This window comes from Streptomyces griseorubiginosus (genome assembly GCF_036345115.1).
Classification (GTDB): Bacteria; Actinomycetota; Actinomycetes; order Streptomycetales; family Streptomycetaceae; genus Streptomyces; species Streptomyces griseorubiginosus_C.
Genome location: NZ_CP107766.1, coordinates 5,038,526 through 5,065,278, shown reverse-complemented (window position 1 = coordinate 5,065,278; position 26,753 = coordinate 5,038,526). Strand labels below are relative to the sequence as shown.

Here is a 26,753-nt window from a genome sequence, read left to right as displayed (position 1 = left end):
CGCCCGTTTCGCTCCTGGCGCGGAAGAATGGGTCCATGAGCCAGTCGAACACCCAGGCAGAGGTCCAGCACGTGCAGCCCTCCGTGGGCTCCATAGCCGCGCACCGCCCGCACACCGTGTCGGCCACCGTCTCCGATCTGGAGCCCGACCTCGACGCCGATCTCGACGCGTACGAGGAGATCCCGGTCGACGGTGCCGCCCAGCTCCCACAGGGCCGTTTCCTCGACCGGGAACGCAGCTGGCTCGCGTTCAACGAGCGGGTCCTGGAACTCGCCGAGGACCCCAACACCCCCCTGCTGGAGCGCGCGAACTTCCTCGCCATCTTCGCCAGCAACCTGGACGAGTTCTTCATGGTCCGGGTGGCCGGACTGAAGCGCCGTATCGCCACCGGCGTCGCCACCCGCTCCGCCTCCGGCCTCCAGCCCCGCGAGGTCCTGGAGATGATCTGGGCCCGCTCCCGCGAGCTGATGGCCCGGCACGCCGCCTGCTACCACGAGGACGTCGCCCCCGCGCTCGCCGAGGAGGGCATCCACCTGGTCCGCTGGAACGAACTCCAGGAGAAGGAGCAGGCCCGCCTGTTCACCCTGTTCCGGCACCAGATCTTCCCCGTCCTCACCCCCCTCGCCGTCGACCCCGCCCACCCCTTCCCGTACATCTCCGGCCTCTCCCTGAACCTGGCCGTGATCGTGCGCAACCCGGTCAACGGCAACCGCCACTTCGCCCGGGTCAAGGTCCCCCCGCTGCTCTCCCGCTTCCTGGAGTCCTCCCCCGGCCGCTACGTCCCCATCGAGGACGTCATCGCCGCCCACCTGGAAGAGCTGTTCCCGGGCATGGAGGTCCTGGAGCACCACACCTTCCGGGTCACCCGCAACGAGGACCTGGAGGTCGAGGAGGACGACGCCGAGAACCTCCTCCAGGCCCTGGAGAAGGAGCTCATGCGGCGCCGCTTCGGCCCGCCGGTCCGCCTGGAGGTCGAGGAGTCCATCGACCGCGAGGTGCTGGACCTCCTCGTGCGCGAGCTGAAGATCTCCGAGGCGGAGGTCTACCCGCTGCCCGGCCCGCTCGACCTCACCGGCCTCTTCCGCATCGCCTCCCTCGACCGGCCCGAGCTGAAGTACCGCAAGTTCATCGCCGGCGTCCACCGCGACCTGGCCGAGGTCGAGTCCGCGTCCGCGCCGGACATCTTCGCCGCCCTGCGCACCCGTGACGTCCTGCTGCACCACCCCTACGACAGCTTCTCGACGTCCGTCCAGGCCTTCCTCCAGCAGGCCGCAGACGACCCGGACGTCCTCGCCATCAAGCAGACCCTGTACCGCACCTCGGGCGACTCCCCCATCGTCGACGCCCTCATCGACGCCGCCGAGGCCGGCAAGCAGGTCCTCGTCCTGGTCGAGATCAAGGCCCGCTTCGACGAGCACGCCAACATCAAGTGGGCGCGCAAGCTGGAGGAGGCGGGCTGCCATGTCGTCTACGGCCTGGTCGGCCTGAAGACCCACTGCAAGCTGTCCCTGGTGGTCCGTCAGGAAGGCGACACGCTACGGCGGTACAGCCACGTCGGCACCGGCAACTACCACCCCAAGACGGCCCGGCTCTACGAGGACCTCGGCCTGCTCACCGCCGACCCGCAGGTCGGCGCGGACCTCTCCGACCTCTTCAACCGGCTGTCCGGCTACTCCCGCCGCGAGACCTACCGCCGCCTCCTGGTGGCCCCCAAGTCCCTTCGCGACGGCCTCATTTCCCGTGTGAACAAGGAAGTCCAGCACCACCGCGCAGGGCGCCCGGCCTTCATCCGCATCAAGGTCAACTCGATGGTGGACGAGGCGCTCATCGACTCGCTCTACCGCGCGTCCCAGGCGGGCGTGCCGGTCGACGTCTGGGTGCGCGGCATCTGCGCGATCCGCCCCGGCGTCGCGGGCATGTCGGAGAACATCCGGGTCCGCTCGATCCTCGGCCGGTTCCTGGAGCACTCCCGGGTCTTCGCCTTCGGCAACGGCGGCGAGCCCGAGGTCTGGATCGGCAGCGCCGACATGATGCACCGCAACCTCGACCGCCGGATAGAGGCCCTGGTCCGGGTCACCGACCCCGCCCACCGGGCCGCCCTCAACCGGCTGCTGGAGACCGGCATGTCGGACACCACCGCGTCCTGGCACCTCGGCCCGGACGGCGAGTGGACCCGGCACGCCACGGACGCGGACGGCCAACCCCTGCGCAACGTCCAGGAGATGCTCATAGACGCCCGGAGGCGCCGGCGTGGCACAGCAACACCTTGAACCGACGGACCCGTTGGCCGGACCGGTGACCGGGGACGCCCTCGCGGGCTACCTGCGGTCCCAGGCCACGGAGTTCCTCCGGGCCCTGCGCCGGCACCGCGAAGGCGGAGCCGAGACACAGGGCCCGGAGGCCCCCGTCGACGCGGCCCGGGCCCTGCGCCGCTCGGTCCGCCGCATCAGCGCCAGCCTCCACACCTTCCGCCCCCTCCTGGACCCCGACTGGTCGGAGTCGCTCCGCCCCGAACTGGCCTGGCTCTCCGGCACCTTGGGCATGGAGCACGCCTACGAGTCCCGGCTGGAACGGCTGTTGCTGGCCCTGCACCGGCTGTCCGGCGCGGTGTTCCCGGCCCAGGGGGCGGGCCCCACGGCGCTCACGGCTCAGCCCGCCCCCGCGCCCGTCCCCGACCGCGGCAACCTGACCGTGGGCGCGGCCAAGGCGGGCGCCCTCCTGGACCGCCAGCTCACCCTCGCCCGCACCCGCGCCCACTCCACCGCGCTCCAGGCCCTCGGCTCCTCCCGCTTCCACGCGGTCGCCGACACCATCGCCGTCCTGGCCAGCGAGGTCCCCCTGGTCAAGAGCGCCGCCGGCACCGACCTGCACCCCCTGGCCGCGGCGGCCCAGGAACGCCTGGACGACGCGGCGACGGCCCTGCCCCTGGTCACCGCGGGCCACCCCTACAACGCCGAGGCCCTCATCCACGGCCTCTCCCCCGACCCCTCCCCGCACCCCCAGGACGCCCCCTGGCACCAGGTCCGCCTCCTCCTGCGCCTGCACCGCTACGCCCGCGAGGTCCTGAGCCCCGCGGTGGACGTACGGCTCCTGTCGGCGGGCCAGTGCCTGGACCGCCACCGGGACGCCTCGGAGGCGGCGGCAGCGGCGGCCTCGGCGGCCCGCACCCCCCGTATCGCCCCGGCCACCGCCTACGCCCTCGGCGTCCTGCACGCCGACCAGCGCCACGAGGTGGAGGCGGCCCGGTTCGCCTTCCAGCAGTGCTGGCAGAAACAGGCGGTGAGCACATGACCGACGACGACTCCGTCATCCAGGCAGCCGGCTGCGTCCTGTGGCGCCGCTCCCCGATCGCCGGCGACCTCGAGATCTGCCTGGTCCACCGGCCGAAGTACGACGACTGGTCGCACCCCAAGGGCAAGTTGAAGCGCGCGGAGGACGCCCTCGCCGGCGCGCTGCGCGAGGTGGAGGAGGAGACGGGCTACACCGCCGAGCCCGGAACCGAGCTGCCCACCGTCCGCTACATGGCCAACGGCCGTCCCAAGCGGGTCCGTTACTGGGCGGCCGAGGTGACCGGAGGCCGCTTCACCCCGAACGACGAGGTGGACCGCATCCTGTGGCTCTCCCCGGCCGCGGCCCGCAGCCGTCTCACGCAGTACCGCGACCGCACCCTGATCGACGAACTGCTGCCGCTCTAGCCGTCCCCGGCGTGACCCGCCGCGTCCGCGCGGGCCTGGCTGCGGGCTCTGCGGGCCGGGCCACGCCAGCCGCAGGTGCACCGGGCCAGGCAGAAGCGGCCCTGCTCGACCATCCGCGTCTCGTGGACCGGTGCGTCGGGAGGAGGTGGGGGGATCCTGTCCTGCTGCGCCACACCGACAACGTTACCCACCCCGGGTAAACGGCCGGTGTGCGCGTGACGGCCCCACCCAGCCGTCGTTAAGCGGAACGACACGGGTCCTTGACGGACGTATCGGCTGGGGGTAGGCGGCGATGGCGGAGCGGCAGCACAGGCAGGCCCGCGGGGCGGTCGTCGTCGTGGCGGTGCTCATGGCCGGCGCCTGCGCCGCCGGCTGCTCGGGCGGCGGCAGCGGCCCGGCCGGCGCGCTCGCGGCCGACCCGGTGGGCACCCTGCGCCGGGCCCCCGACACCCTGGTGGGCACGGGCAGTTCGAAGGCCAGCACCTCGATGGAGATGGCCACCGGCGGCACCCGGGTCACCATCCGCGGCGAGGGCGTGTACGACTACCGCGGGCGGCTCGGCCGGCTGCGGGTGCTGCTGCCGCAGGACCCGGCGGGCACCAGCGAGCACCGGCCCATCACCGAACTCCTCGCCCCCGGCGCCCTGTTCATGAAGAACCGGGGTGCCGGTGTGCCCGCCGACAAGTGGGTGCGGGTGGACACCGCCGGTCTCTCCGACGGCAACCTGGTCACCGGTGGCGCCACCGACCCGCTCGCCGCCGCCGAGGTGCTGCGCGGGACCAGGACGGCGACGTACGTCGGGGTGACCGAGCTGGCCGGGACCGAGGTGCGGCACTACCGGGGGACCGCGGACCTCACCGCAGCGGCGCGGAGCGCGTCCGCCGCCAACAGGGGTGTGCTGGCCGCGGCGGCGAAAGGGTTCGCCACGGCCGCGGTGCCGTTCGACGTGTACCTCGACGACCAGGGCCGCATCCGCAAGGTCCGGCACCGCTTCAGTTTCGTCAACGGGCAGCAGCCCGGTACCGTCGCGGTCGCCTCGACGACCCTGCTGTACGACTTCGGAGTGGCCGCGGACGTACGGCTGCCGGCCGCCCGGGACATCTACGCCGGCAAGATCGCCGAAGGGTGAGCGGCCGTGACGGGCGTCAAGGACTAGCCCTTCCGTGCCATGCGCGGTGTGTAGGCCGCTCCCTACTCTAGGAAGTCGGTAACGGCAGAGAAGAGGTGATGCGCGTGGCTCCGGTCGGCGGTACGGCGGTTCAGGACCACGTGGCCCTCGCCGAGATCGAGCTGTGCGGAGAGCTGATCATCGCGGCCTCGGCTGCGGACGACCGGCTCAGCCTGGAGAGCATCGACGAGGTGCTGAAAGTGGCCGAGGAACGCGCGGACGCCCCCGGCCGCTGAGCCGGGGGCGCCTGTTCCGTCGTAGCGTCGAAGCGGCGGCGGTCAGGTGCGCAGCAGGCGGCCGATCGCCTTCGTGGCCTCCTCGACCTTCGCGTCGATCTCGGCGCCGCCCTTGACGGCAGCGTCGGCGACGCAGTGCCGCAGGTGTTCCTCCAGGAGCTGGAGCGCGAAGGACTGGAGCGCCTTGGTGGAGGCGGACACCTGCGTGAGTATGTCGATGCAGTAGACGTCCTCGTCGACCATCCGCTGAAGGCCGCGGATCTGGCCCTCGATCCGGCGCAGGCGCTTGAGGTGCTCGTCCTTCTGCTTGTGGTAGCCGTGGGTGGTGTTTTCGGTCACCGTCTCGGAGGGCGCCGAGGCGCCGGTGTCGGTCGTCGTCATCGCGTCCTCCACAACAAGGGGCATTCCTATACCCCTCCTGGGTATATCGTACCTAAGTTTCCCGGGTATAGGGCCTGCGGACGGCCCCCGTGCCAACCACTGTGCCTGATGGGCGACACTGGGGGACGGCCCATTAGCCGTGGCCGGATGATGCACTTAGCATCACCCTGACCGAAACCGATGCACCCCGAGGACCCCTTGTGCGCTTTCGTCTGACCCCCAGGGAGACGAGCTTCTACGACATGTTCGCCGCCTCCGCGGACAACATCGTCACGGGCTCGAAGCTCCTGATGGAACTGCTCGGGGCGGACACCGCCGGCCGGGCCGAGATCGCAGAGCGTATGCGGGCCGCGGAACACGCCGGTGACGATGCCACGCACGCGATCTTCCACCAACTGAACTCCTCGTTCATCACGCCGTTCGACCGCGAGGACATCTACAACCTGGCGTCCTCCCTCGACGACATCATGGACTTCATGGAGGAGGCCGTCGACCTGGTCGTCCTCTACAACGTCGAGGAACTCCCCAAGGGCGTCGAGCAGCAGATCGAGGTCCTGGCCCGGGCGGCCGAGCTGACCGCCGAGGCCATGCCGAACCTGCGGACCATGGACAACCTCACCGAGTACTGGATCGAGGTCAACCGGCTGGAGAACCAGGCCGACCAGATCCACCGCAAGCTGCTGGCCACCCTCTTCAACGGCAAGTACGACGCCATCGAGGTCCTCAAGCTCAAGCAGATCGTGGACGTGCTGGAAGAGGCCGCGGACGCTTTCGAGCACGTGGCGAACACGGTGGAGACCATCGCCGTCAAGGAGTCCTGAGCCTTTCCATGGACACCTTCGCTCTGGTCGTGACCATCCTGGTCGCGCTCTTCTTCACGTACACGAACGGCTTCCACGACTCGGCCAACGCGATCGCGACCTCCGTGTCGACGCGGGCGCTCACGCCACGGGCCGCGCTCGCGATGGCAGCGGTCATGAACCTGGCAGGTGCCTTCCTGGGCTCCGGGGTCGCCAAGACCGTCAGCGAGGGGCTGATCGAGACGCCGGAGGGCTCGAAGGGGATGGCCATCCTCTTCGCCGCGCTGGTCGGCGCGATCACCTGGAACCTCATCACCTGGTACTTCGGGCTGCCCTCCTCGTCCTCGCACGCGCTGTTCGGCGGCATGGTCGGAGCGGCGCTCGCGGGCGGCACCGAGGTGATCTGGAGCGGCGTCCTCGACAAGGTCGTCATCCCGATGTTCCTGTCCCCGGTCGTCGGCCTGATCGCCGGTTACCTGGTGATGACGGCGATCATGTGGATCTTCCGGCGCTCCAACCCGCACAAGGCCAAGCGGGGCTTCCGGATAGCGCAGACGGTGTCCGCGGCCGGCATGGCCCTCGGGCACGGCCTCCAGGACGCCCAGAAGACCATGGGTGTCGTGGTGATGGCCCTGGTGATCTCGGGCCACGAGACGTACGGCGACCCGATCCCGGTCTGGGTGAAGATCGTCTGCGCGGTGATGCTGTCGCTGGGCACCTACGCGGGCGGCTGGCGCATCATGCGCACCCTGGGCCGGAAGATCATCGAGCTGGACCCCCCGCAGGGCTTCGCCGCCGAGACCACCGGCGCGGCGATCATGTTCACCACCGCCTACCTGTTCAAGGCGCCGGTCTCCACGACCCACGTCATCACCTCGGCGATCATGGGCGTCGGCGCCACCAAGCGCGTCAACGCGGTCCGCTGGGGCGTCGCCAAGAACATCATCCTGGGCTGGTTCATCACCATGCCGGCGGCGGCGATCGTGGCCGCGACCGCCTTCGGGATCGTGAACCTGCTCTTCCTGTAGGAGCCCCGCACGTCCTGCAGGAGCCCCGCACGTGATCGGGCCCGCCCCCGGAATCCGGGGGCGGGCCCTCTGTGTCCTCGCGGTGGCACCGCCATGCAGCACCGCGAGGGGTCTTCGGGAGGCTCGGCCGACCGCAGGTCGCGGCGGCCGAGCGCGGGTCCGGCCTAGCCGAAGCGGCCGGAGATGTAGTCCTCCGTGGCCTGGACCGACGGGTTGGAGAAGATCCGCTCCGTCTCGTCGATCTCGATCAGCTTGCCGGGCTGCCCGACGGCGGCCAGGTTGAAGAACGCCGTGCGGTCGGAGACCCGGGCGGCCTGCTGCATGTTGTGCGTCACGATGACGATCGTGAAGCGCTCCTTCAGCTCCCCGATCAGGTCCTCGATGGCGAGGGTGGAGATCGGGTCCAGGGCCGAGCAGGGCTCGTCCATGAGCAGGACCTTCGGTTCGACCGCGATCGCGCGGGCGATGCACAGACGCTGCTGCTGACCGCCGGACAGGCCGGAACCGGGCTTGTTCAGCCGGTCCTTGACCTCGTTCCAGAGGTTCGCGCCCTTGAGGGACTTCTCCACGATGTCGGTCAGTTCGGACTTCTTGTACGAGCCGTTCAGGCGCAGGCCCGCCGCCACGTTGTCGAAGATCGACATCGTGGGGAAGGGGTTCGGGCGCTGGAAGACCATGCCGACCTCGCGGCGGACGGACACCGGGTCGATGCCCTGGCCGTACAGGTCCTCGTCGTCGAGGAGCACCTTGCCCTCGACCCGGCCACCGGAGGTGACCTCGTGCATCCGGTTGAGGGTGCGCAGGAACGTCGACTTGCCGCAGCCGGAGGGGCCGATGAAGGCCGTCACCGAGCGGGGCTCGACCGTCATCGAGATGTCTTCGATCGCCTTGTGGGAGCCGTAGTAGGCGGTGAGTCCGCTCACGTCGATTCGCTTGGCCATGACTACTTCACTTCCAGATCTTGGTCGCTGAGGGGAGGGTCGCGTCAGCGACCGGCCGCGCGGCGGTAGCCGCACATGGTTACCGCGGGGCCTTCCAGCGGGCGATGCCGCGGGCCACCAGGTTCAGGATCATCACGAAGGCGATCAGCGTCAGCGACGCCGCCCACGCTCGGTCGTACGCCGCACCGGCACCCGCGCTGTTCGCGTACTGCTGGTAGATGTACAGCGGCAGCGACTGCTGGGCCCCTTCGAAGGGGTTGGCGTTGATGAGCGAGTTGCCCCACACCAGGAGCAGCACGGGCGCCGTCTCACCGGCGATACGGGCGACCGCCAGCATGATGCCGGTGGTGATGCCGCCGATGGAGGTCGGGATGACCACCTTCAGGATGGTCCGCCACTTCGGGATGCCCAGGGCCAGGGAGGCCTCGCGCAGCTCGTTCGGGACGAGCTTGAGCATCTCCTCCGTGGAGCGGACGACGACCGGCATCATCAGGATGGCCAGGGCGAGCGAGCCGGCGAAGCCGAAGGGCTCCATGTCGAACATCAGCATGATCGAGAGGATGAACAGACCCGCCACGATCGACGGGATGCCCGTCATGACGTCGACGAAGAACGTGACGGCCTTGGCGAGCTTCCCGCGCCCGTACTCCACCAGGTAGATCGCGGTGAGCACGCCGATCGGCGCCGCGATCACGGTGGCGAGGCCGACCTGCTCCAGGCTGCCGAGGATGGCGTGGTAGATGCCGCCGCCCGGCTCGTCGTCGGAGACCAGGCCCATCGAGTGGGTCAGGAAGTAGAAGTCGAGGACCTTCACACCGCGCGAGACGGTCGACCACACCAGGGAGACCAGCGGGACGACGGCGAGCAGGAAGGCGACCCAGACCAGCGAGGTGGCGATCCGGTCCTTGGCCTGGCGGCGGCCCTCCACCCGGGCGGCGATGACATACGTGCCGAGGACGAACAGCAGCCCGGCGATCAACGCCCACTGGATGCTGCTGTCCAGGCCGGCGGCGAAGCTGATGCCGACGCCGAGGGCGACGGAGCCCGCGGCGATCGCGTACGGCGACCACTTCGGGAGGCGGGCACCCTTCAGGGTGCTGACGGTGGCTGCGGTGCTCATGCGTTGGCCCCCGAGTACTCCTTGCGACGCGCGATGATCATGCGGGCCGCGCCGTTGACCAGCAGGGTGATGACGAACAGGACCAGACCGGAGGCGATCAGCGCGTCCCGGCCCAGCTCGCTGGCCTCACCGAACTTGCTGGCGATGTTCTGGGCGAAGGTGCCGCCGCCCGGGTCGAGCAGGCTGGCCTGGATGTCGAAGGACGGCGAGAGCACGGTGGCGACGGCCATCGTCTCGCCGAGCGCACGGCCGAGGCCGAGCATCGAGGCGGAGATCACACCGGAGCGGCCGAAGGGGATCACCGCCATGCGGATCACCTCCCAGCGGGTGGCGCCGAGCGCCAGGGCCGCCTCCTCGTGCATCTGCGGGACCTGGCGGAAGACCTCGCGGCTCACGTTGGTGATGATCGGCAGGATCATGATCGCGAGCAGGATGCCGACGGTCAGCATGGAGCGGGGCGCGCCCTGCTGCCAGGAGAAGATGCCGGTCCAGCCGAGGTAGTCGTTGAGCCAGCCGTACAGGCCGTTCATGTGCGGGACGAGGATCAGGGCGCCCCACAGGCCGTACACGATGGACGGCACGGCGGCGAGCAGGTCGATCACGTAGGCGATCGGGCCGCTCAGCCTGCGCGGGGCGTAGTGCGTGAGGAACAGCGCGATGGCGACCGCGATCGGGACGGCGATGGCCATGGCGATGATCGAGGAGACGATCGTGCCGAAGGCCAGCACCGCGATGCCGAACTTCGGCGGGATCAGCTGGGTGTTCCACTCGAACGCGGTGAAGAAGTTCGCCTCGTCCTTGCTGATCGCGATCGAGGCGCGGTAGGTGAGGAAGACCGCGATCGCGGCCATGATCACCAGCAGCAGGATGCCCGACCCGCGGGAGAGACCGAGGAAGATCCGGTCACCGGGTCGGGTGGCGCCACGGGCCGCGCGCTTCTGCTCGGCCTCGGTCGGCTGGGGAGTCGGGGGAGGTGCGTCTTTTATCTGTGTGGTGTCCATCGGGTTCTCCGGTCTGCGGAGCCGTACGCGGGGTGCGGCTCCTGGCGGCGGTGCACCGGACGGTGCGGCCGGCCGGGGTCCCTTCGATCGGGGCCCCGGACCGGACCGCACACTCAGGTCAGCTCAGGCCCTCGATGGTGGTGCGGACCTTGGCGATGATGTCCTCGGGGATCGGCGCGTAGTCGTTCTCCGCGAGGACCTTCTGGCCGTCCTCGGAGGCGGTGTAGCGCAGGAACGCCTTGGTGGCGGCCAGGGTGTCGGCCTTGTTGCCCTTGTCGCAGACGATCTCGTAGGTGACCAGGACCATCGGGTAGGCACCCTCGGCCTTGGTGCCGTAGTTGAGCTCCAGCGCGAGGTCCGAGCCGGTGCCGACGACCTTGGCGTCGGCGATGGCCTTGGTGGCGTTCTCGACGGTGGGCTCGACCGGGGCGGAGGCGCCGGTGTTGATGCTGACCGGCGTGATGCCGTCCTTGGCGTAGGAGAGCTCGAAGTAGCCGATGGCGCCGTTGGTCTGCTTCACCTGCTGGGCGACACCGGAGGACTGCGCGGCGGACTGGCCGCCCTTGGCCACCCAGGTCTTGCCGTGCTCGTAGGGCCAGTCGCTCTTGGCGGTGGCGATGAGGTACTTGGTGAAGTTGTCCGTGGTGCCGGAGTCGTCCGAGCGGTGGAACGCCTGGATCTTGAGGTCCGGCAGTTTGACGCCCGGGTTCAGCTTGGCGATCGCCGGGTCGTTCCAGTTGGTGATCTTGGAGTTGAAGATCTTCGCGATGGTGGGCGCGTCCAGCGTGAGCTTGTCCACGCCGGAGATGTTGATGCCGAGGGCGATCGGGCCGCCGACCATCGGGAGGTCGATGCCCTGGCCGCCGGAGCAGACCTTCTTGGAGGCGGTGACCTCTTCGGGCTTCAGCGCGGAGTCGGAACCGGCGAAGGCGACCTGGCCGTTGTTGAACGCGGTCACACCGGCTCCGGAGCCGCCGCCCTTGTAGTTGATCTGCACGCCACAGGCCTGCGTGAACTGCTTGACCCAAGCGTCGATCGCGTTCTTCTGCGCGGAGGAGCCGTCGGCGAGCAGCTGGCCCTTGGCGTCGTCGCACTTGATGTTGCCGGCGGCGGCCGTCGCGGCACCGCTGCTGCCGCTGCCGCTGCTGGTGTCGTCGGAGCCGCACGCCGTGAGGGCCAGGGCGCCGGAGACGGCGAGAGCACCGAAGGCGAGGGCCCGCCGGTTCTTGCGCTGAAGCTTCACTTGAGTTCCTTCCGGGAGCCGCCGTCCTGAATCCGGCGGCGTGCGCGAAGTCTGGGTGACACGGATGCGCATTCGAGACGCACCTCGCATCGCGTAAGGCCGAAATTAGGCAGATCAGGTGAAGGCGCTTATGGCCGGAAGTGAACGAGGGGTGAACCCCTGCGAAAGGTGCGGTGAGGTCACGGAACGCTTACGTCGAGGGCACGGTGTGATTCCGGAACCCACCAGGGAACCCTCACCCCCTCAGTCCCGTCTCGTTCCACGGAAGCCGACGAGGCCGACGAAAGGCACGAACACATGCAGCGGCGTACGTTCATCGGGGCCGGCGCGGCCGCGATCACGGCGGTGACCACGACCGCGTGCGACAGCGGAGGCAGCGCCGACGCCACACAGAGCACCGTCGGCAGGTCCCTGTCCTCCCGTACGCCCGCGTCCGCCGCGAACTGGACCGCGCTCGCCCGCGACCTGGACGGCCCCCTGGTGCGCCCCGGCGACTCCGACTGGGCGACCGCCCGCCAGCTCTACAACACTCGCTTCGACGCGCTGAGGCCCGCCGCGGTCGCGTACGTGGCGCACCCGGACGACATCCGCACCACCCTCGCCTACGCCCGCGCCCACGGCCTGCGGGTGGCCATCCGCAACGGCGGCCACTCCTACGCCGGCTGGTCCTCGGGAAACAACCGGCTGATCGTCGATGTCTCGAAGCTGAACCGCGTCCGCGCCTCCGGCGGCACCGCCGTGGTCGGCGCCGGGTCCAAGCTGATCGACGTCTACCGGGCGCTCACCGCGAAGGGCGTGACGATCCCGGCGGGCTCCTGCCCGACCGTCGGCGTCTCCGGCCTGGTGCTGGGCGGCGGTCACGGCGTGGCCTCCCGGGCCTACGGCCTCACCTGCGACAGCCTCACCCAGGCCACGCTGATCACGGCCGACGGCAAGCAGCTCACCGCGAACGCCACCACGAACAAGGACCTGTTCTGGGCCCTGCGCGGGGCGGGCAACGGCAACTTCGGCGTGGTGACCGAGCTGCACTTCAGGACCCACCCGGCCCCGCAGGGCGTCACCGCGTACGCGACCTGGCCGTGGTCGAAGGCGGCCGCCGTGGTGCGGGCCTGGCAGGAGTGGGGCCCCGGCCAGCCCGACGAGATCTGGTCCTCCTGCCACCTGGAGAACGGCGGCTCCCCGTCGGTGGCGGTCGCGGCCTTCTCCCTGGGCACCTACGGCGAGCTCCAGAACGCCCTCGACCGCCTGGCCGACCGGGTCGGCGCCCCGGCCCGCGGCGTCACCCTTCGCCGGCACTCCTACGAGAGCGCGATGGAGGCGTACGCGGGCTGCTCGTCCTTCTCCACGGACGCCAAGTGCCATCTGCCCGGCTCCACCCCGAACCGCAACCGGCAGGGCGCGCTCGGCCGCGAGACCTACGCCGCCCACTCGGACTTCTTCGACCGGTCGATCTCCGCGGCGGGCATCCAGACCCTTCTGCGGCAGATCTCCTCGGTGCGGGGCGGCTCGGGCAGCATCGCCCTGACGGCCCTCGGCGGAGCGGTCAACCGCGTCTCCCCCACGGCTACGGCCTTCGTCCACCGCCGCTCCCGCATGCTGGCCCAGTACATCGCGTCCTGGCGCGCGGGCACGCCGGGCACGACGGCCCAGAGCTGGCTGACGGGGGCTCACAACGCGATGCGGCCGTACGCCTCGGGAGCGGCCTACCAGAACTACACCGACCCGACCCTGAAGGACTGGCGCAAGGCGTACTACGGCGACGCGGTGACCAAGCTGACGAAGGTGAAGAAGCAGTACGACCCGGAGGGCTTCTTCTCGTACCCGCAGTCGCTGTAGCGGGGGTCCGCTACGCCGCCAGGTCCCTCTCGGAGGCCTGGGCCCCCCGCCGGGTCCCGGGAATCACGGAACCCGCGCGCTCCGTCCCACGCGCACGAATCAGCCACGCGCCTTTCGACGACCCCTGGACCGCCTTCATCAAAGGCGTCAGCAGCGCCATCGCGAGCGGCGACAACAACAGGGCCACCGCCGTCCCGAGCGCGAACCCCCCGACGACATCCGTCGGATAGTGCACGCCCATGTAGACCCGGCAGAACCCTTCGAGCAGCGCCAGCAGAATCCCGACCACGCCGAACTTCCGGTGCGCGACGAACAACGCGACGGCCATCGCCATGGTGATCGTCGCGTGGTCGCTGACAAAGGAATAGTCGGTCTTCCCGGAAACCAGGACCTCGAGCCCCTCATGGGTGCGGAACGGCCGGGGCCGCTCGACGAACCCCCTTATGGGGACGTTGACGAGAACGGCGAGCGCTGCGGCGAGCGGCGCCCACACCAGCGCGGCCACCGAGGACGCGGCGTCCTCACCGCCCCGCCGGCGCACGCCCCACCAGCACCAGAGGATGAGCAGCACCATCCCGAACAGGATCCCGTACTCACCGACGTATTCCATGACCCGGTCGAACCAGTGCGGGGCGTCCTTGGCCAGGCCGTTGATGTCGTAGAGCAGGTCGACGTCGGGGTTCGACCCGGATTCGGCGAGAACAGCCATGGTGCTGCGGCCCCTTCGTCGTCTTTCCCGGCGTACCCATGTGCGCTCGGCTACGTTCCCAGGAACGCACGGCTTCCGTTAATACGTTCCACACTCCACTGAATGATCACGCAGACGTTATCGAAGAGAGACACATCGCCGCAGCTCAGGGGGTGGGTTTCACGCTCGGTCACACCGTGGTGGGCAATGCTTTCGCGCCATCTTCGGTGACCCGGGTGGCGCCGAAGTACTCAGAAGTGTCGATCGGGTCGAACCGGATCACAGCACCTGTTCTCGGTGCGTCGATCATGTATCCGCCGCCCACATAAATCCCCACATGGTGGATGGCACGCGAATTTGTCGGGTCCTTGGAGAAGAACACCAGGTCCCCCGGCAACAGTTCACTTCTGGCCGGATGCGGGCCGGCGTTGTACTGGTCGTTGGCGACGCGCGGAAGGGTGACGCCCACGCTCTTGTACGCGGCCTGCGTCAGCCCCGAACAGTCGAAGCGCCCGCCCTGCTCGGCCGTACCGGTCCCGCCCCACAGATAGGGCGTCCCGAGCTTCTTCTGCGCGTAGTAGATGGCACCGGCGGCCTGCTTGGAGGGATCGACCCGGCTCGTCGGCGCCGCGAAGCTCTCCTCCAGGGTCGTGATGGTCTTCACGTAGTTCTGGGTCTCCTTGTACGGCGGCACGCCCCCGTACTTGATGACCGCGTACGCGCCCGCGTTGTAGGAGGCGAGCATGTTGTCGGTGAGGTTTCCCGGCACGTCCTTCACGTAGGACGCGAGCGAGCAGTCGTACGAAGCCGCCGACGGAATGGCGTCGTTGGGGTCCCAGACGTCCTTGTCGCCGTCCCCGTCGCCGTCGACGCCGTGGGTGGCCCAGGTCCCCGGGATGAACTGCGCTATGCCCTGCGCCGCCGCGGCGCTCTGCGCGTTGGGGTTGAACCCGCTCTCCTGGTAGAGCTGGGCGGCGAGCAGGGCCGGGTTGATGGCGGGGCAGAGATTGCCCCACTTCTGCACGAGCTGCTGATAGGCGGCGGGCACGGCCCCCTTGGCCAGGGACCTGGTGGCTCCGCCCACCCCGCCCGCGAGGTTCCCCGCGACGACGTAGACCCCGACGACGAGCAGCATCACGAAGCTGAGCCCCGCCCCGAGAACGGCGCCCGCCACGAGCCACGCCTTACGCACCGTCAACCGCCCCTCACCGACCGGGAGTCCGCCCGCGCCAGTTTATGAGCTTCCCCGGCGGAAACCGGGGTACTCGGCGGGGTCGGCACAAAGATCAGCAGGACAGGGGTCAGCGGACCGCGTCCCGGTACAGCGCGGCGGCCTCCGCCCCGAGCACCACGCTGTACGACACGTCGGGGGTCAGCCCGCCCTCCTCGTGCCCGCCGAGCACCCCGACGACCTGCCCGTTCCCGTTCACCCAGGGACTGCCGCTGGTCCCGCCGGTGAACTCCGGGCACTCGATGCGCTGTTGCGTACGGCTGTGCGCGGTCGGCTTGTTGGTGCAGGTGACCGGCACGTCCCGGGAGGAGGGGTAACCGGTGACGGTGACGGCGGTGGCCCCGGTCGCCGTACCCGTCGTGAACCGGTTCCCGCCGACGCGGTCCTGGACCTTCCCGTCCACCGTGGCGAAGGCGAGGTCGCTGTCCTCGTCCTGCCCCTGGGACCACCCCGCCGGCAGGTACCGCTTCCCCACCTTCCACTTGCCGTAGGGCGCGGTCCCGTCCCGGTACCCGGGCACGAACACCAGGTCGTCGTCGCCGTCGAGGCAGTGCGCGGCGGTGACGAGGAGGTCCTGGCGCGGGCTGCGGACGACGGAGGCGGTACAGATGTGCCGGGTCCCGTCGAACAGGGCTCCCACCGGGGCGTACTGCGAGGTCGCGGGCGCGACCTCGGTCACTCCGAACGGCCCTGTCCCGTCGTCGGCGATCGCCTCGGACGACGCGGTGACGGCGAGCAGGACGACGACGGCGTACAGAGCGGTACGTGACGTGCGCTTCATCGGACGCCAGCATTCCGCACGAAGGTGAGAAAAGGGTCAACCAGCCTGCGAGCGTGTGGATCGCGGCCCCCTGGGCAGTCGGGTCCGGACACCCGACCCCAGGAGGCCCGCGTGTTCGACGGCTTCGAGCTGACCCGCCGCGACGGCCTGGACGGAGTCAGGCTGCGGGTGCGGCACGGGGGTGACGGCCCGGCGGTGCTCCTGCTGCACGGGCACCCCCGTACCCACGCCACCTGGCACCGCGTCGCCCCGCTGCTGGCCGCGTCCGGTCACACCGTCGTCTGCCCCGACCTGCGCGGCTACGGCCGGTCCGACAAGCCCCCGACCGACCCGGAGCACCGCCCGTACTCCAAGCGCGCCATGGCCGGCGACTGCCTGGCGGTGATGCGCGGGCTCGGGCACGAGCGGTTCGCGGTGGTCGGGCACGACCGGGGCGCGTACGTGGCCACCCGCCTCGCCCTGGACCACCCCGAGGCGGTGTCCGCGCTCAGCGTGCTGGACGCCGTCCCCATCGGGGAGGCCCTGCGCCGCTGCGACGCCGGTTTCGCCGCGAGCTGGTGGCACTGGTTCTTCCTCGGCCAGACCGCCAAGCCCGCCGAACGTGTCATCAACGCCGACCCGGACGCCTGGTACACGGCCACCGCCGAGCAGATGGGCGCCGAGGCCTACGAGGACTTCCACCACGCCATCCACGACCCGGCCACCGTGCACGCCATGTGCGAGGACTACCGGGCCGGGCTCGGCGTCGACCGGCAGCACGACGACGCCGACCAACGGGCGGGCCGGCGCATCGGCTGTCCACTCCAGATCCTGTGGGCCACCCGCGACGACATGACCGAGCTCTACGGCGACGTCCTGGACGTCTGGCGCGACTGGGCCGCCGGCCCACTGGAAGGCGGCCCGATCGACTCCGGCCACCACATGGCCGAGGAGGCCCCGGAGGCCTTGGCCGAGGCACTGCGCGCGTTCTGGAAGGACGTGGGGACCACCGGGGCGTGAGAAGCCACCGGCACCAGGACGACCCGGAGTCACCACGAGCGAGCGACCGCGTCCCCTGCCACCCTCCGAGCCCCACGCGCAGCCCCCACCGAGCCGTCCTTCACACGGCAACCCGGAGCCGGCGGACCGGAGCTCGATGACCCGAGCCGGATGACCGGAGCCGCAGCAGCCCCACGCCTCAGCCCCGCGCCCCCACCTCCTGGGGGAACCGCGTCCCCGTCAGCTCCTCCGACGCCGTCCACAGGCGCCGGGCCACCGCGGCGTCGCTCGCGGCCGCGCTCCGGCCCACCAGCGTGGGCGCGCCGCGCAGCTCCCCGAATCCGTCCGGTCCCACATAGCTCGCCCCCGGCAGGTCCTGCGTCGCCGCGTACAGCGTGGGCAGCGCGCCCGCCCTGTCGTCCTGCGCCAGGAACCTGTTGCCGAACCGCATGAACAGCCGGGCCGCGGCACTCGACGCGTGGCTCTGGAGGTTCGTGGCCGAGTAGCCGGGGTGCGCGGCCGTGGCGCGGACCCGGGACCCCGATTCCGTCAGCCGCCGCTGGAGCTCCAGCACGAACAGCAGGTTCGCCAGCTTCGACTGGCCGTATACGCCCCTCGGGTCGTAGGCCGACGTCCTGTTCAGGTCCTCGAAGTGGATCCGCTGGTCGCCCCAGCGGTGCGCGCCCGAGGACACCGTCACCACCCGGTCCGTGAGGTACGGCAGCAGCAGGTTCGTCAGCGCGAAGTGGCCCAGGTGGTTGGTGCCGAACTGCATCTCGAAGCCGTCCGCCGTCCGCTGCTGCGGGATCATCATCACGCCCGCGTTGTTGATCAGCAGGTCCAGCGGACGGTCCCACGCCGCCGCGAACTCCCGTACCGACGACAGGTCCGCCAGATCCAGCCGCCGCACCTCCGTGCTGCCGCCGACGGTCCTGGCCGCCGCCTCACCGCGCTCCGGGTCCCGTACGGCGAACACGACGTGCGCGCCCGCCCCGGCCAGGGCCTCGGCGGCCCGGAGTCCGATACCGCTGTTCGCCCCGGTGACGACCGCCGTGCGGCCGGTCTGGTCCGGGAGGCGGGTCGCGTCCCACTTCTGCTGCTTGTCCGTAGCCATGAGTCGAATGTAGACGCCGCCAACAATGCTGTCAATGACAACAATGCTGGCGTCGACTACATCCGGATACGATGGCGCCCATGCCAGCCGAGAAGCCCGAGAGGCCCGAGAGCCGCCCGTACCACCACGGAGACCTGCGCTCCGCCCTTCTCGCCGCCGCCGAGCGCACCCTCCGCGACAAGGGCAGCTCCGCCTCCCTGTCCCTGCGTGAACTCGCCCGCGACATCGGCGTCAGCCACGCGGCCCCCGGCCGGCACTTCAAGGACAAGCAGGCCCTGCTGGACGCCCTCGCCCTGGTCGGCTTCGACCGCATGGCCGAGGCCCTCGAAGCCGCCGACGATCCGGGACTGCCCCTCCAGGACCGCCTCACCACCCTCGCCCGGGCCTATCTCCGCTTCGCCATCGACAACCCCGAGCTCCTCGAGGTGATGTACGCCCGCAAGCACGAGCCCGACGCCGCCGAGCAGCTGACCGCCGCGATCGACCGCACGGTGGGCTCCCTGGAACGGGCCGTCGCCGCCGCCCAGCAGCGCGGCGAGATCGTGGAGGGCGACCCCGAAGAGCTCACCCTGGTGGTGGGCACCGCCCTGCACGGCCTGGCGTCCTTCGCCATCACCGGCAAGTTCACCACCGAGGCCGCGATGGGCGCCGTGGCGGAACTGATCCACCACCTGATGCACGGCCTCAGGCCCCGCTGACCCACGCCCCCGTACTCCGCCCGCACACCCGGGAGTTGTGTGCGACGCGTGTAGATGGTCAAGCCGTGACCATCCCCCGCCCATCCAGCCGCCATTGATCAGCAATCCCGCAACGCCCTTCGGTAAGGCGGTAGTCAGGATTCCGGAACCCGTCTTGTTGTCACGTACTCAACAAGGCGATGGTCTACGCGGGTCGCCGCCCCCACCGGGAACCTCACCGGTGGTCCCCCACTGCAGGCCTCTGCAACCACTCCCAGGAGGCTGTACGTTGCGTACTTCCAACTCCCCCCACATAGCCGGCAGATGGCGCCGGGCCGGCTCCACCGCCGTAGCCACCACCGCCCTCGTGTTCGCCGGCCTCGGCACCGCCGCCCACGCGACGGCGGCCACGCCCGACCACGTGAGCGCCAAGACCGTCGCCACCGCCGTCGCGAAGGCGCACGTGCAGTACGAGAGCGCGTGTGACGCCACCCCCAAGAAGGGCTACGCCGCCTGCAACGCCCTGCGCGTCACCGCCGGCACCACCGCCTTCATGGAGAAGCAGGCCGCGCTCAAGGGCGTGACCGCCAAGACGCTCAAGCCGAACGCCGCTTCCGCCACCCCGACCGGTTACGGCCCGAGCGACCTGCGCTCCGCCTACGGTCTGACCTCCGCGTCCGCGAACAACGGCGCCGGCCAGACCATCGCCATCGTCGACGCCTACGACGACCCCAACGCCGCCGCGGACCTGGCCACCTACCGCAGCTACTACGGCCTGCCGGCGTGCACGGTCGCCAACGGCTGCTTCAAGAAGGTCTCCCAGACCGGCTCCACGACCTCCCTGCCCACGGCCGACAGCGGCTGGGCCGGCGAGATCTCCCTCGACCTCGACATGGTCTCCGCGATCGCCCCCAACGCCCACATCCTGCTGGTCGAGGCGAGTTCGTCGAGCATGGCCAACCTGGGCAAGGCGGTGAACGAGGCGGTCTCCCTGGGCGCCAAGTTCGTCTCCAACTCCTACGGCGGCTCCGAGTCCTCCTCGGACACCTCGTACGACTCCTCGTACTTCAACCACCCCGGCGTCGCCATCACCGTCTCCGCCGGCGACGAGGCCTACGGCGCCGAGTACCCGGCCGCCTCCAAGTACGTGACCGCGGTGGGCGGCACGGCCCTCAAGACCTCCTCCACCACCCGCGGCTGGACCGAGACGGTCTGGAAGACCAGCTCCACCGAGGGCACCGGCTCCGGCTGCTCCGCCTACGACGCCAAGCCCACCTGGCAGACCGACACCGGCTGCACCAAGCGCATGATCGCCGACGTCTCCGCCGTCGCCGACCCCGCCACCGGCGTCTCCGTCTACGACTCCTACGGCGCCGACGGCACCGGCTGGAACACCTACGGCGGCACCAGCGCCTCCGCCCCGATCATCGCGTCGGTGTACGCCCTCGCGGGCACCCCGGGCAGCAGCGACTACCCGGCCCAGTACCCCTACGAGGACACCTCGGCCCTCAACGACGTGACCTCCGGCAACAACGGCACCTGCTCCACGAGCTACTTCTGCACCGCCCGGACGGGCTACGACGGCCCGACCGGACTCGGCACCCCGCAGGGCCTGGGCGCCTTCGGCGGCTGAGCGGGCACCCGATACGTCCCCGTCGGGTCACGGGGGCGCCGCCCTTGAGAGGGGGACGTGGGGTCCCCTCGGCGGCACAACGGCAACGGGCCGCGACATCCGGTCGCGGCCCGTTCGCCGTGCACGCGTGAGCCGTGGCGCTGTGGATCAGGTCAAGTGAGCGCCGCCCGCAGTCCAACGGGCTTTCATCGCCAGGTAACGCCGGCGCCCGGTTCGGTAAGGCGTGGGTCAGGAATCCACCGGGTCCCTTGTTGTCACGTGCTCAACAAGAGGACCGTCGTCGCAGGCCGCCGCCCGCCGCCGGGGACCCCGCCCGGACGGCACGCACCCGCACCGCCCCTGTTCCATCACCTCAGGAGGCTGCACCTTGCGTACCGACTTCCCCCACATACGGCTGAGATGGCGCCACGCCGGCACCGCCACGGCCGCCACCGCCGCCCTCGTCCTCGCCGGTCTCGGCACCGCCGTCCACGCGGACGCGACCACCTCGTCCAAGGTCACCTGGACCGCGACCCCCTGTGCCACCCCCAGAAGGCCGGCGAACTCGCCTGCAACTCCCTGCGCGTGACCGGCGGCACCACCGCCTTCCAGAAGGCTCAGCAGGCCCGGGGCGTCACCCCGAAGGCCGCGGACGCCGCCACCCCCACCGGCTACGGCCCGAGCGACCTGCGCTCCGCCTACGGCCTGACCTCGGCCGCCGCCTCGGGCGGCACCGGCCAGACCATCGCCGTCGTCGACGCCTACGACGACCCCAACGCCGAGGCCGACCTCGCCAAGTACCGCTCGTACTACGGCCTCTCCGCCTGTACCACCGCCAACGGCTGCTTCAAGAAGGTCAGCCAGACCGGCTCCACCACCGCGCTGCCCCGCAGCGACGCCGGCTGGTCCGAGGAGATCTCCCTCGACCTCGACATGGTCTCCGCGATCGCCCCGAACGCCCACATCCTGCTGGTCGAGGCCAAGTCGGCGACCATGGCCAACCTCGGCACCGCGGTGAACGAGGCCGTCACCCTGGGCGCCAAGTTCGTCTCCAACTCCTACGGCGGCTCCGAGTCCTCCTCGGACACCTCGTACGACTCCTCCTACTTCAACCACCCGGGCGTCGCCATCACCGTCAGCGCGGGCGACGCGGACTACGGCGCCGAGTACCCGGCCGCCTCCAAGTACGTCACCTCGGTCGGCGGCACCGCCCTCACCGCGTCCTCCACCACCCGCGGCTGGACCGAGACGGTCTGGAAGACCAGCAGCACCGAGGGCACCGGCTCCGGCTGCTCCGCCTACGACGCCAAGCCCACCTGGCAGACCGACACCGGCTGCACCAAGCGCATGATTTCGGACGTCTCCGCCGTCGCCGACCCGGCCACCGGCGTCTCCGTCTACGACTCCTACGGCGTCACCGCGGGCTGGTACACCTTCGGCGGCACCAGCGCCGCGGCCCCGATCATCGCGGGCGTCTACGCACTGGCCGGCACGCCCGGGAGCAGCGACTACCCGGCCCAGTACCCCTACAAGCACACCTCGGCCCTCAACGACGTGACCTCCGGCAACAACGGCACCTGCACCACGAGCTACTTCTGCACCGCCACGACGGGCTACGACGGCCCGACCGGCCTCGGCACCCCGGAAGGAGTAACCGCCTTCACCAACTGACTCTCCGTCAACGAACGGGCCGCGGACTCCCCTACCGCGGCCCGTTCGTCATACCGGGGCCACTCCGGGTTAGCCTTCACCCGCAGAACATCGGTGCCAGAAGCGCCGCAGGTCATAAGAGGGGTCAACGACGGAACCACACGACAGGTTCCGCTCAGGCCTCATTGCCCGGCGTGACCTGCCGTGATACACAGAGTGACCAGACAGTCATTCGTACGAAACCCGCCAGCCAATGACGCCAAGTCGACATACGACGGCGGAATTGTCGGCGACAATGATGCCTGACCTCTGCGCCCACGCAGGGGAGACGGAACTACCCACCAGGGGCGGTGACTTACATGTTCTTTGCGGCCGACAAGGGAGACATCAACACCATCATCGGCGGGATCGCTCCCGACTGGGGGCCCTTCGGGGCGCTGGGGACCGAAGCGAAGACGATGATCCAGGTCGTCATGGCAGTCGCCATCCTGCTCTGCCTCGGCATCGCCATCTGGGGCGCCGCGAAGCAGCGCATCGGCGCCACCGCCCTGCGGGACACCTTCAGCGCGGAACAGGGCAAGGGCCTCATCATCGCGGGCCTGACCGGGGTCTTCATCATCGGATCGCTCGGCACACTCTTCACCATCGTGTACGGCATGGCCGTATAGCCGTCGCGTCCGGTCGACGCACCTCCAGTCCGGCCGGGCGCCCCCGGTACCCCCTCCTACCCCACCCGTCCGCAGTGCCCACCGGCTGAGGTTGCGTTCCCTGATGTCGAGTCACCACACCGCACCCGCGCGGGAACCAGCGCGGCTACCGTCGTACTCCTACGGGTTTTCGTACGACGTCGAGGGGGCGTGAGCGGCATGAGTCCGGGAGACGACCACGAGGGCTACGGCGGCACGGGCCAGACCCGCACCCGCTACCCGGAGCGCCCCGGCGACGTCTACGGCGGCGCCCGCCGCTCCCCCCGCTCCTCCTCCAGAAGCCTCATCACCGTCGTAGGCGTCATCGTCCTCCTGATCGCAGCAATCGCCTTCGCGAACCGCGGCGACGACGACACGGGCTCCTCGGCAACCGGATCGGCGGGCCAACCGAAGAGCTCGTCCACGACAGCCAGTGGTGAGGCCCCGGTGCAGTCGAAGGCGAGCGGCATCCCGACGGGGTTCGCCCATGACGCACAGGGGGCACAGAGCGCGGCGGCCAACTACGCCGTGGCCCTGGGATCCACCGGCATGTTCGCGAAGGCCACCCGCGACACCGTCCTCCAGGCCATCATCACGCCCTCCCGGGTCCCCGGCCTCGAGGCCGCGCTCGACAAGGCGTACACCCCCGAGTTCAACCAGAGCCTGGGCCTGAACGCTGACGGCTCGGCACCCGAGGGCTACACGTTCGTGTCCCGCACGAGCCCGATCGGCACAAAGGTCACCCAGACGTCGGCGGCAGCAACCACGGTCGACGTGTGGTGCGGCGGTCTCCTCGGGCTGGCCGGCACGAACTCGACCAACCCGGTCACCAGCAGCTGGTTCACCATCACGATGAAGCTGGAATGGACCAGCAACACCTGGAAGATCGTGACGCACTCCCAGAAGGAGGGCCCGTCGCCCGTCCCCGGCGACGACAAGGCCTCCAGTGCCGACGAGATGGCGAAGGCCGTCGAGGAGTACGGAGGGTTCACCTATGCGCGCTAGCCGACGTGTCCTCACCCTGACCGGCGCCGCAGCCGCCCTCCAGACCACCGCGGTGCTCCTGGCCACGCGTGCCTTCGCCGCGCCCACACCCAGCCCCACGCCGACGCCGAGCCCCTCCCGGAGCAGCGACTGCTCCCTGATCGCTCCTCCGGCTCGGGACTACTGTGAACAGGGCGGCGGAGCCGGCAGCGGCGGCTCCACCCCCAGCCTCACCGACACCCTCGACCCCCTCTCGTCCCTCGCCCAAGGCTGCGCCAAAGCCGCCGCCTGGACCATCAGCAAGCTCAGCGACGCCGTAAAAGACACCGCCAACGTCGACTTCACCAACCAGAAGTTCCTCCAGCAGTACGCCGTCGTCTTCGCCGCCTCCACCATCCTCACCCTCCTCCTGTGGCTGCTCGCGGTCGCCAAGCGCGCGGTACGAGGCGTCCCCCTCACCACCGCCATCAGCGAAGCGATCGGCTTCCTCTGGCTGACCGTCCTCGCCTCCGCCTTCACCCCCCTCATCCTCTACACCGTCGTATCGGCGACCGACGGCGTCTCAGAGGTCCTCGCGAAAGCCACCGGCGACCAGACCGACACCTTCTTCGGCACCTTCTCCGGCGCCCTGGAGAAGGGCAACGACATCGGCGGCGGCCCCATCATGCTGATCGTCGTCTCCCTGGTCAGCATCCTCGCCGCCGGAGTCCTCTGGCTGGAGCTCGTCATCAGAGCCGCACTCCTCTACGTCGGCGCCCTCCTCGGCACCGTCGTCTACGCCGGCCTCGTCGACAAGAACCTCTGGGGCCACGTCCGCCGCTGGGCCGGCATCATGATCGCCGTCATCCTGGTCAAACCGGTGATCGTCATCGTCCTCGGCCTCGCCGGCGCCCTGTCCTCCGACGACGGCCCCGACGCCTTCTCCGCCGTCGTCTCCGGCCTCGCCATCATCCTGCTCGCCATCTTCGCCAGCGCGATGATCTACCGCTTCGTCCCCGGCTTCGGCGACGAGATCGCCGGCTCCCGCAACAACCGCATCATGCAGAACGCCGAGGGCAAGGCGGCGGCCGTCATCAGCTCGCCCGCGACCCTCGTCGCCCAGGGCATCAAGACCCACAGCTCCCGGGCCGACAACAACGGTCAGGCCTCCGGAGGCTCGGGCGCCCGCCCGAGCAACCCGGCGTCCGGCGGAGTCGCCGCCCACAGCTCGCGCACCCCGAACGGAGGCGGCGGATCTGTCCCCTCCGCCGCTCCCGCTCCCCGCGCGGGCAACCCGGTGAACACCCCGCACGCCAGCAACACCCGCAACGGCAGTAGCAACAGCACAGGAGGTGACGGGCGTTGACGACCGAGTCCCACGTGTCGCATACGGTCACGCCCCGCCGTACATATCTGATCGGCCGCGCCCGGCCGAACGCGATCGTCGGCAGGAACCGTGAGACCGGCGAGATCGCGCTCATCATCGTCGGCGCGTTCCTCGGCATGATGTGCGGGCTCCTCGTCCCGGTGCTCTCCCTGCGCATCGTGCTGCTGATGGGCTTCCCGCTCGTCGCGCTGGCCGCGGTCTACGTGCCGTACAAGCGCCGCACCTTCTACAAGTGGTTCGAGATCAACCGCAGTTACAAGCGCACCCTGCGCCAGGGCACCACCTACCGCTCCTCCGTCATGGAGGCCGGCACCCACGTCGACGGCCGCGAGGTCGAGGTCGGCCCGCCCCCCGGCATCGGCCGGATCAACTGGCTCGCCGCCCCGTTCGGCCCCGACGAGATCGCCGTGCTGCTCCACGCGGACCGCCGTACCGTCACCGCCGCCATCGAGATCGAGGGCCCCGGCGTCGGCCTGCGCGACTCCGAGGACCAGGAAGCCCTCGTCGACCGCTTCGGCACCCTGCTCAAGCACGTGGCCAACGGCGACGGCTTCGTCACCCGCCTCCAGATGCTCGCCCGCACCCTCCCCGCCGACCCCGACGCCCACGCCAAGGACGTCGCCGTCCGCGGGGACGACAAGGCGCTGCCCTGGCTCCAGACGTCGTACGACCAACTCCAGTCGATGGTGTCCACCAGCAGCGAGCAGCACCGCGCCTACCTCGTCGCGTGCATGCACTACACCCGCGAACTCGCCGCGGAGGCGCACGCGATGGCCCGGGCCGCCCGTCCGCAGAACGGCCGCAGGCTGGACAAGGACGCCGGTCTCGCGGTCGTGATGGCCCGCGAGCTGACCGACATCTGCTCGCGCCTCCAGGAGGCCGACATCCGGGTCCGACAGCCCCTCGGCCAGGGCCGGTTGGCGTCGCTGATCCACTCCATGTACGACCCCGACCACCCCATCGACCACATCCAGGCGATGACCAAGCGCAACGCCTGGCCGGCCGAACTCGACGCCATGGAACCGACGTTCCTCCAGGCGAAGACGAGGGAGTCCTCCACCCGCGCCCCCTGGTGCCACGCCACCGCGTGGGTCAAGGAGTGGCCGATGACCCCGGTGGGCGTCAACTTCCTCGCCCCGCTCCTCGTCCACACCCCGGACGTCATCCGCACGGTCGCCGTCACGATGGACCTCGAACCCACCGAGGTCGCCATCGAGCGCATGCTGACCGAGAAGACCAACGACGAGGCCGAGGCGTCCCGCGCCGCCAAGATGAACCGCACGGTCGACCCGCGGGACGTGGCCGCCCACTCCCGCCTCGACCAGCGCGGCGAGGACCTCGCCAGCGGCGCGGCCGGCGTCAACCTGGTCGGCTACATCACCGTCTCCTCCCGCTCCCCCGAGGCCCTGGCCCGCGACAAGCGGACCATCCGGGCCTCGGCCGGAAAGTCGTACCTGAAGCTGGAGTGGTGCGACCGCGAGCACCACCGCGCCTTCGTGAACACGCTTCCGTTCGCCACCGGCATCCGAAAGTAGGG

25 protein-coding genes and 1 pseudogene are annotated in these 26,753 nt (G+C 70.2%); 16 read left to right on the top strand and 10 right to left on the bottom strand.

Features of this window, described 5'->3' with window-relative positions; genetic code table 11:
* Positions 1–35: 35 nt before the first annotated feature.
* Genes OHN19_RS22835 through OHN19_RS22825 form a run of 3 tightly spaced genes read left to right on the top strand, consistent with a single transcriptional unit; the run spans position 36 to position 3,695 of the window.
* Positions 36–2,270 carry an RNA degradosome polyphosphate kinase gene (locus OHN19_RS22835; protein WP_330265958.1) on the top strand — a complete coding sequence of 745 codons (2,235 nt, stop codon included), beginning with the start codon at positions 36–38 and terminating at the stop codon, positions 2,268–2,270.
* A complete protein-coding gene (locus OHN19_RS22830) occupies positions 2,251–3,291 on the top strand; it encodes a CHAD domain-containing protein (protein WP_330265957.1) in 1,041 nt (346 codons plus the stop codon). The genes OHN19_RS22835 and OHN19_RS22830 overlap by 20 nt, the downstream gene beginning before the upstream one ends.
* Positions 3,288–3,695 carry an NUDIX hydrolase gene (locus OHN19_RS22825; protein ID WP_330265956.1) on the top strand — a complete coding sequence of 136 codons (408 nt, stop codon included), beginning with the start codon at positions 3,288–3,290 and terminating at the stop codon, positions 3,693–3,695. Before OHN19_RS22830 ends, OHN19_RS22825 begins: the two co-directional genes overlap by 4 nt.
* Here the strand turns inward: OHN19_RS22825 and OHN19_RS22820 are convergent.
* Complete coding sequence (locus tag OHN19_RS22820) at positions 3,692–3,868, bottom strand: hypothetical protein (protein WP_330269863.1); 177 nt, start codon at positions 3,866–3,868, stop codon at positions 3,692–3,694. The two genes, OHN19_RS22825 and OHN19_RS22820, sit on opposite strands and share 4 nt — an antisense overlap.
* 119 nt (positions 3,869–3,987) lie before the next feature.
* Between OHN19_RS22820 and OHN19_RS22815 the strand changes: the two genes are divergently transcribed.
* The gene (locus tag OHN19_RS22815; protein ID WP_330265955.1) at positions 3,988–4,824 is read left to right on the top strand and encodes a hypothetical protein; all 837 of its coding nucleotides are present in this window, start codon (positions 3,988–3,990) and stop codon (positions 4,822–4,824) included.
* Positions 4,825–4,922: 98 nt separating this feature from the next.
* A complete protein-coding gene (locus OHN19_RS22810; protein ID WP_020122926.1) occupies positions 4,923–5,099 on the top strand; it encodes a hypothetical protein in 177 nt (58 codons plus the stop codon).
* A 42-nt stretch (positions 5,100–5,141) separates the two neighbouring features.
* On the opposite strand, the gene OHN19_RS22805 is transcribed toward OHN19_RS22810, so the two are convergent.
* Entirely contained in the window at positions 5,142–5,480 is a 339-nt protein-coding gene (locus OHN19_RS22805; protein WP_330269682.1) for a metal-sensitive transcriptional regulator, read from the bottom strand.
* Positions 5,481–5,680: 200 nt separating this feature from the next.
* Between OHN19_RS22805 and OHN19_RS22800 the strand changes: the two genes are divergently transcribed.
* Positions 5,681–6,301, top strand: coding sequence for a DUF47 domain-containing protein (locus OHN19_RS22800; RefSeq protein ID WP_020140237.1), 621 nt, complete (start codon positions 5,681–5,683; stop codon positions 6,299–6,301).
* A gap of 8 nt (positions 6,302–6,309) precedes the next feature.
* Positions 6,310–7,308: an inorganic phosphate transporter gene (locus OHN19_RS22795; protein WP_330265954.1), complete on the top strand. Its 999-nt coding sequence runs from the start codon at positions 6,310–6,312 to the stop codon at positions 7,306–7,308.
* 164 nt (positions 7,309–7,472) lie between these two features.
* Here the strand turns inward: OHN19_RS22795 and pstB are convergent, their stop codons facing one another.
* The 4 genes from pstB to pstS all read right to left on the bottom strand — a co-directional run bounded on the left by pstB (position 7,473) and on the right by pstS (position 11,613).
* Positions 7,473–8,249 (bottom strand): phosphate ABC transporter ATP-binding protein PstB, encoded by a 777-nt coding sequence (gene pstB / locus OHN19_RS22790; RefSeq protein WP_020140239.1) that lies wholly within the window; start codon positions 8,247–8,249, stop codon positions 7,473–7,475.
* Positions 8,250–8,328: 79 nt separating this feature from the next.
* Positions 8,329–9,369, bottom strand: a complete 1,041-nt coding sequence (gene pstA, locus OHN19_RS22785; protein WP_330265953.1) for a phosphate ABC transporter permease PstA — start codon at positions 9,367–9,369, stop codon at positions 8,329–8,331.
* Positions 9,366–10,370 carry a phosphate ABC transporter permease subunit PstC gene (gene pstC / locus OHN19_RS22780; protein WP_330265952.1) on the bottom strand — a complete coding sequence of 335 codons (1,005 nt, stop codon included), beginning with the start codon at positions 10,368–10,370 and terminating at the stop codon, positions 9,366–9,368. The genes pstA and pstC overlap by 4 nt, the downstream gene beginning before the upstream one ends.
* A gap of 118 nt (positions 10,371–10,488) precedes the next feature.
* On the bottom strand, positions 10,489–11,613 hold the full coding sequence (gene pstS / locus OHN19_RS22775) for a phosphate ABC transporter substrate-binding protein PstS (RefSeq protein WP_330265951.1): 1,125 nt from the start codon (positions 11,611–11,613) through the stop codon (positions 10,489–10,491).
* A gap of 297 nt (positions 11,614–11,910) precedes the next feature.
* Between pstS and OHN19_RS22770 the strand changes: the two genes are divergently transcribed.
* A complete protein-coding gene (locus OHN19_RS22770) occupies positions 11,911–13,449 on the top strand; it encodes an FAD-binding oxidoreductase (RefSeq protein WP_330265950.1) in 1,539 nt (512 codons plus the stop codon).
* 10 nt (positions 13,450–13,459) lie between these two features.
* Here OHN19_RS22770 and OHN19_RS22765 read toward each other — a convergent pair whose 3' ends face one another.
* The 3 genes from OHN19_RS22765 to OHN19_RS22755 all read right to left on the bottom strand — a co-directional run bounded on the left by OHN19_RS22765 (position 13,460) and on the right by OHN19_RS22755 (position 16,149).
* The gene (locus OHN19_RS22765; RefSeq protein ID WP_330265949.1) at positions 13,460–14,158 is read right to left on the bottom strand and encodes a phosphatase PAP2 family protein; all 699 of its coding nucleotides are present in this window, start codon (positions 14,156–14,158) and stop codon (positions 13,460–13,462) included.
* 169 nt (positions 14,159–14,327) lie between these two features.
* Positions 14,328–15,335 (bottom strand): bifunctional lytic transglycosylase/C40 family peptidase, encoded by a 1,008-nt coding sequence (locus OHN19_RS22760; protein ID WP_330265948.1) that lies wholly within the window; start codon positions 15,333–15,335, stop codon positions 14,328–14,330.
* Between the two features lie 103 nt (positions 15,336–15,438).
* Positions 15,439–16,149, bottom strand: coding sequence for a trypsin-like peptidase domain-containing protein (locus OHN19_RS22755; RefSeq protein WP_330265947.1), 711 nt, complete (start codon positions 16,147–16,149; stop codon positions 15,439–15,441).
* A gap of 111 nt (positions 16,150–16,260) precedes the next feature.
* Between OHN19_RS22755 and OHN19_RS22750 the strand changes: the two genes are divergently transcribed.
* The gene (locus OHN19_RS22750; RefSeq protein WP_330265946.1) at positions 16,261–17,148 is read left to right on the top strand and encodes an alpha/beta hydrolase; all 888 of its coding nucleotides are present in this window, start codon (positions 16,261–16,263) and stop codon (positions 17,146–17,148) included.
* A 178-nt stretch (positions 17,149–17,326) separates the two neighbouring features.
* On the opposite strand, the gene OHN19_RS22745 is transcribed toward OHN19_RS22750, so the two are convergent.
* Complete coding sequence (locus OHN19_RS22745) at positions 17,327–18,241, bottom strand: oxidoreductase (protein ID WP_330265945.1); 915 nt, start codon at positions 18,239–18,241, stop codon at positions 17,327–17,329.
* Between the two features lie 71 nt (positions 18,242–18,312).
* Between OHN19_RS22745 and OHN19_RS22740 the strand changes: the two genes are divergently transcribed.
* The 7 genes and pseudogenes from OHN19_RS22740 to OHN19_RS22710 all read left to right on the top strand — a co-directional run bounded on the left by OHN19_RS22740 (position 18,313) and on the right by OHN19_RS22710 (position 26,751).
* Positions 18,313–18,939, top strand: coding sequence for a TetR/AcrR family transcriptional regulator (locus OHN19_RS22740; protein ID WP_330265944.1), 627 nt, complete (start codon positions 18,313–18,315; stop codon positions 18,937–18,939).
* A 268-nt stretch (positions 18,940–19,207) separates the two neighbouring features.
* Entirely contained in the window at positions 19,208–20,551 is a 1,344-nt protein-coding gene (locus OHN19_RS22735) for a S53 family peptidase (protein WP_330265943.1), read from the top strand.
* Positions 20,552–20,918: 367 nt separating this feature from the next.
* Positions 20,919–22,201 (top strand): annotated as a pseudogene (locus OHN19_RS22730) (S53 family peptidase).
* Positions 22,202–22,539: 338 nt separating this feature from the next.
* Positions 22,540–22,848, top strand: coding sequence for a hypothetical protein (locus OHN19_RS22725; protein ID WP_123761709.1), 309 nt, complete (start codon positions 22,540–22,542; stop codon positions 22,846–22,848).
* A gap of 198 nt (positions 22,849–23,046) precedes the next feature.
* Positions 23,047–23,871 carry a hypothetical protein gene (locus OHN19_RS22720; protein ID WP_330265942.1) on the top strand — a complete coding sequence of 275 codons (825 nt, stop codon included), beginning with the start codon at positions 23,047–23,049 and terminating at the stop codon, positions 23,869–23,871.
* A complete protein-coding gene (locus OHN19_RS22715; protein WP_330265941.1) occupies positions 23,861–25,195 on the top strand; it encodes a hypothetical protein in 1,335 nt (444 codons plus the stop codon). The genes OHN19_RS22720 and OHN19_RS22715 overlap by 11 nt, the downstream gene beginning before the upstream one ends.
* On the top strand, positions 25,192–26,751 hold the full coding sequence (locus OHN19_RS22710) for an SCO6880 family protein (protein ID WP_330265940.1): 1,560 nt from the start codon (positions 25,192–25,194) through the stop codon (positions 26,749–26,751). The genes OHN19_RS22715 and OHN19_RS22710 overlap by 4 nt, the downstream gene beginning before the upstream one ends.
* The last annotated feature ends 2 nt before the right edge of the window (positions 26,752–26,753 follow it).

Excerpts from the sequence above, each read along its gene's own strand:
- pstA (WP_330265953.1), bottom strand. The coding sequence starts at position 9,369 with ATGAGCACCGCAGCCACCGTCAGCACCCTGAAGGGTGCCCGCCTCCCG.
- OHN19_RS22725 (WP_123761709.1), top strand. The coding sequence starts at position 22,540 with ATGTTCTTTGCGGCCGACAAGGGAGACATCAACACCATCATCGGCGGG.
- pstC (WP_330265952.1), bottom strand. The coding sequence starts at position 10,370 with ATGGACACCACACAGATAAAAGACGCACCTCCCCCGACTCCCCAGCCG.
- OHN19_RS22835 (WP_330265958.1), top strand. The coding sequence starts at position 36 with ATGAGCCAGTCGAACACCCAGGCAGAGGTCCAGCACGTGCAGCCCTCC.
- OHN19_RS22740 (WP_330265944.1), top strand. The coding sequence starts at position 18,313 with ATGGCGCCCATGCCAGCCGAGAAGCCCGAGAGGCCCGAGAGCCGCCCG.
- OHN19_RS22770 (WP_330265950.1), top strand. The coding sequence starts at position 11,911 with ATGCAGCGGCGTACGTTCATCGGGGCCGGCGCGGCCGCGATCACGGCG.
- OHN19_RS22755 (WP_330265947.1), bottom strand. The coding sequence starts at position 16,149 with ATGAAGCGCACGTCACGTACCGCTCTGTACGCCGTCGTCGTCCTGCTC.
- OHN19_RS22745 (WP_330265945.1), bottom strand. The coding sequence starts at position 18,241 with ATGGCTACGGACAAGCAGCAGAAGTGGGACGCGACCCGCCTCCCGGAC.
- OHN19_RS22815 (WP_330265955.1), top strand. The coding sequence starts at position 3,988 with ATGGCGGAGCGGCAGCACAGGCAGGCCCGCGGGGCGGTCGTCGTCGTG.
- OHN19_RS22765 (WP_330265949.1), bottom strand. The coding sequence starts at position 14,158 with ATGGCTGTTCTCGCCGAATCCGGGTCGAACCCCGACGTCGACCTGCTC.
- OHN19_RS22810 (WP_020122926.1), top strand. The coding sequence starts at position 4,923 with ATGCGCGTGGCTCCGGTCGGCGGTACGGCGGTTCAGGACCACGTGGCC.
- OHN19_RS22795 (WP_330265954.1), top strand. The coding sequence starts at position 6,310 with ATGGACACCTTCGCTCTGGTCGTGACCATCCTGGTCGCGCTCTTCTTC.
- pstB (WP_020140239.1), bottom strand. The coding sequence starts at position 8,249 with ATGGCCAAGCGAATCGACGTGAGCGGACTCACCGCCTACTACGGCTCC.
- OHN19_RS22720 (WP_330265942.1), top strand. The coding sequence starts at position 23,047 with ATGAGTCCGGGAGACGACCACGAGGGCTACGGCGGCACGGGCCAGACC.
- OHN19_RS22805 (WP_330269682.1), bottom strand. The coding sequence starts at position 5,480 with ATGACGACGACCGACACCGGCGCCTCGGCGCCCTCCGAGACGGTGACC.
- OHN19_RS22825 (WP_330265956.1), top strand. The coding sequence starts at position 3,288 with ATGACCGACGACGACTCCGTCATCCAGGCAGCCGGCTGCGTCCTGTGG.
- OHN19_RS22715 (WP_330265941.1), top strand. The coding sequence starts at position 23,861 with ATGCGCGCTAGCCGACGTGTCCTCACCCTGACCGGCGCCGCAGCCGCC.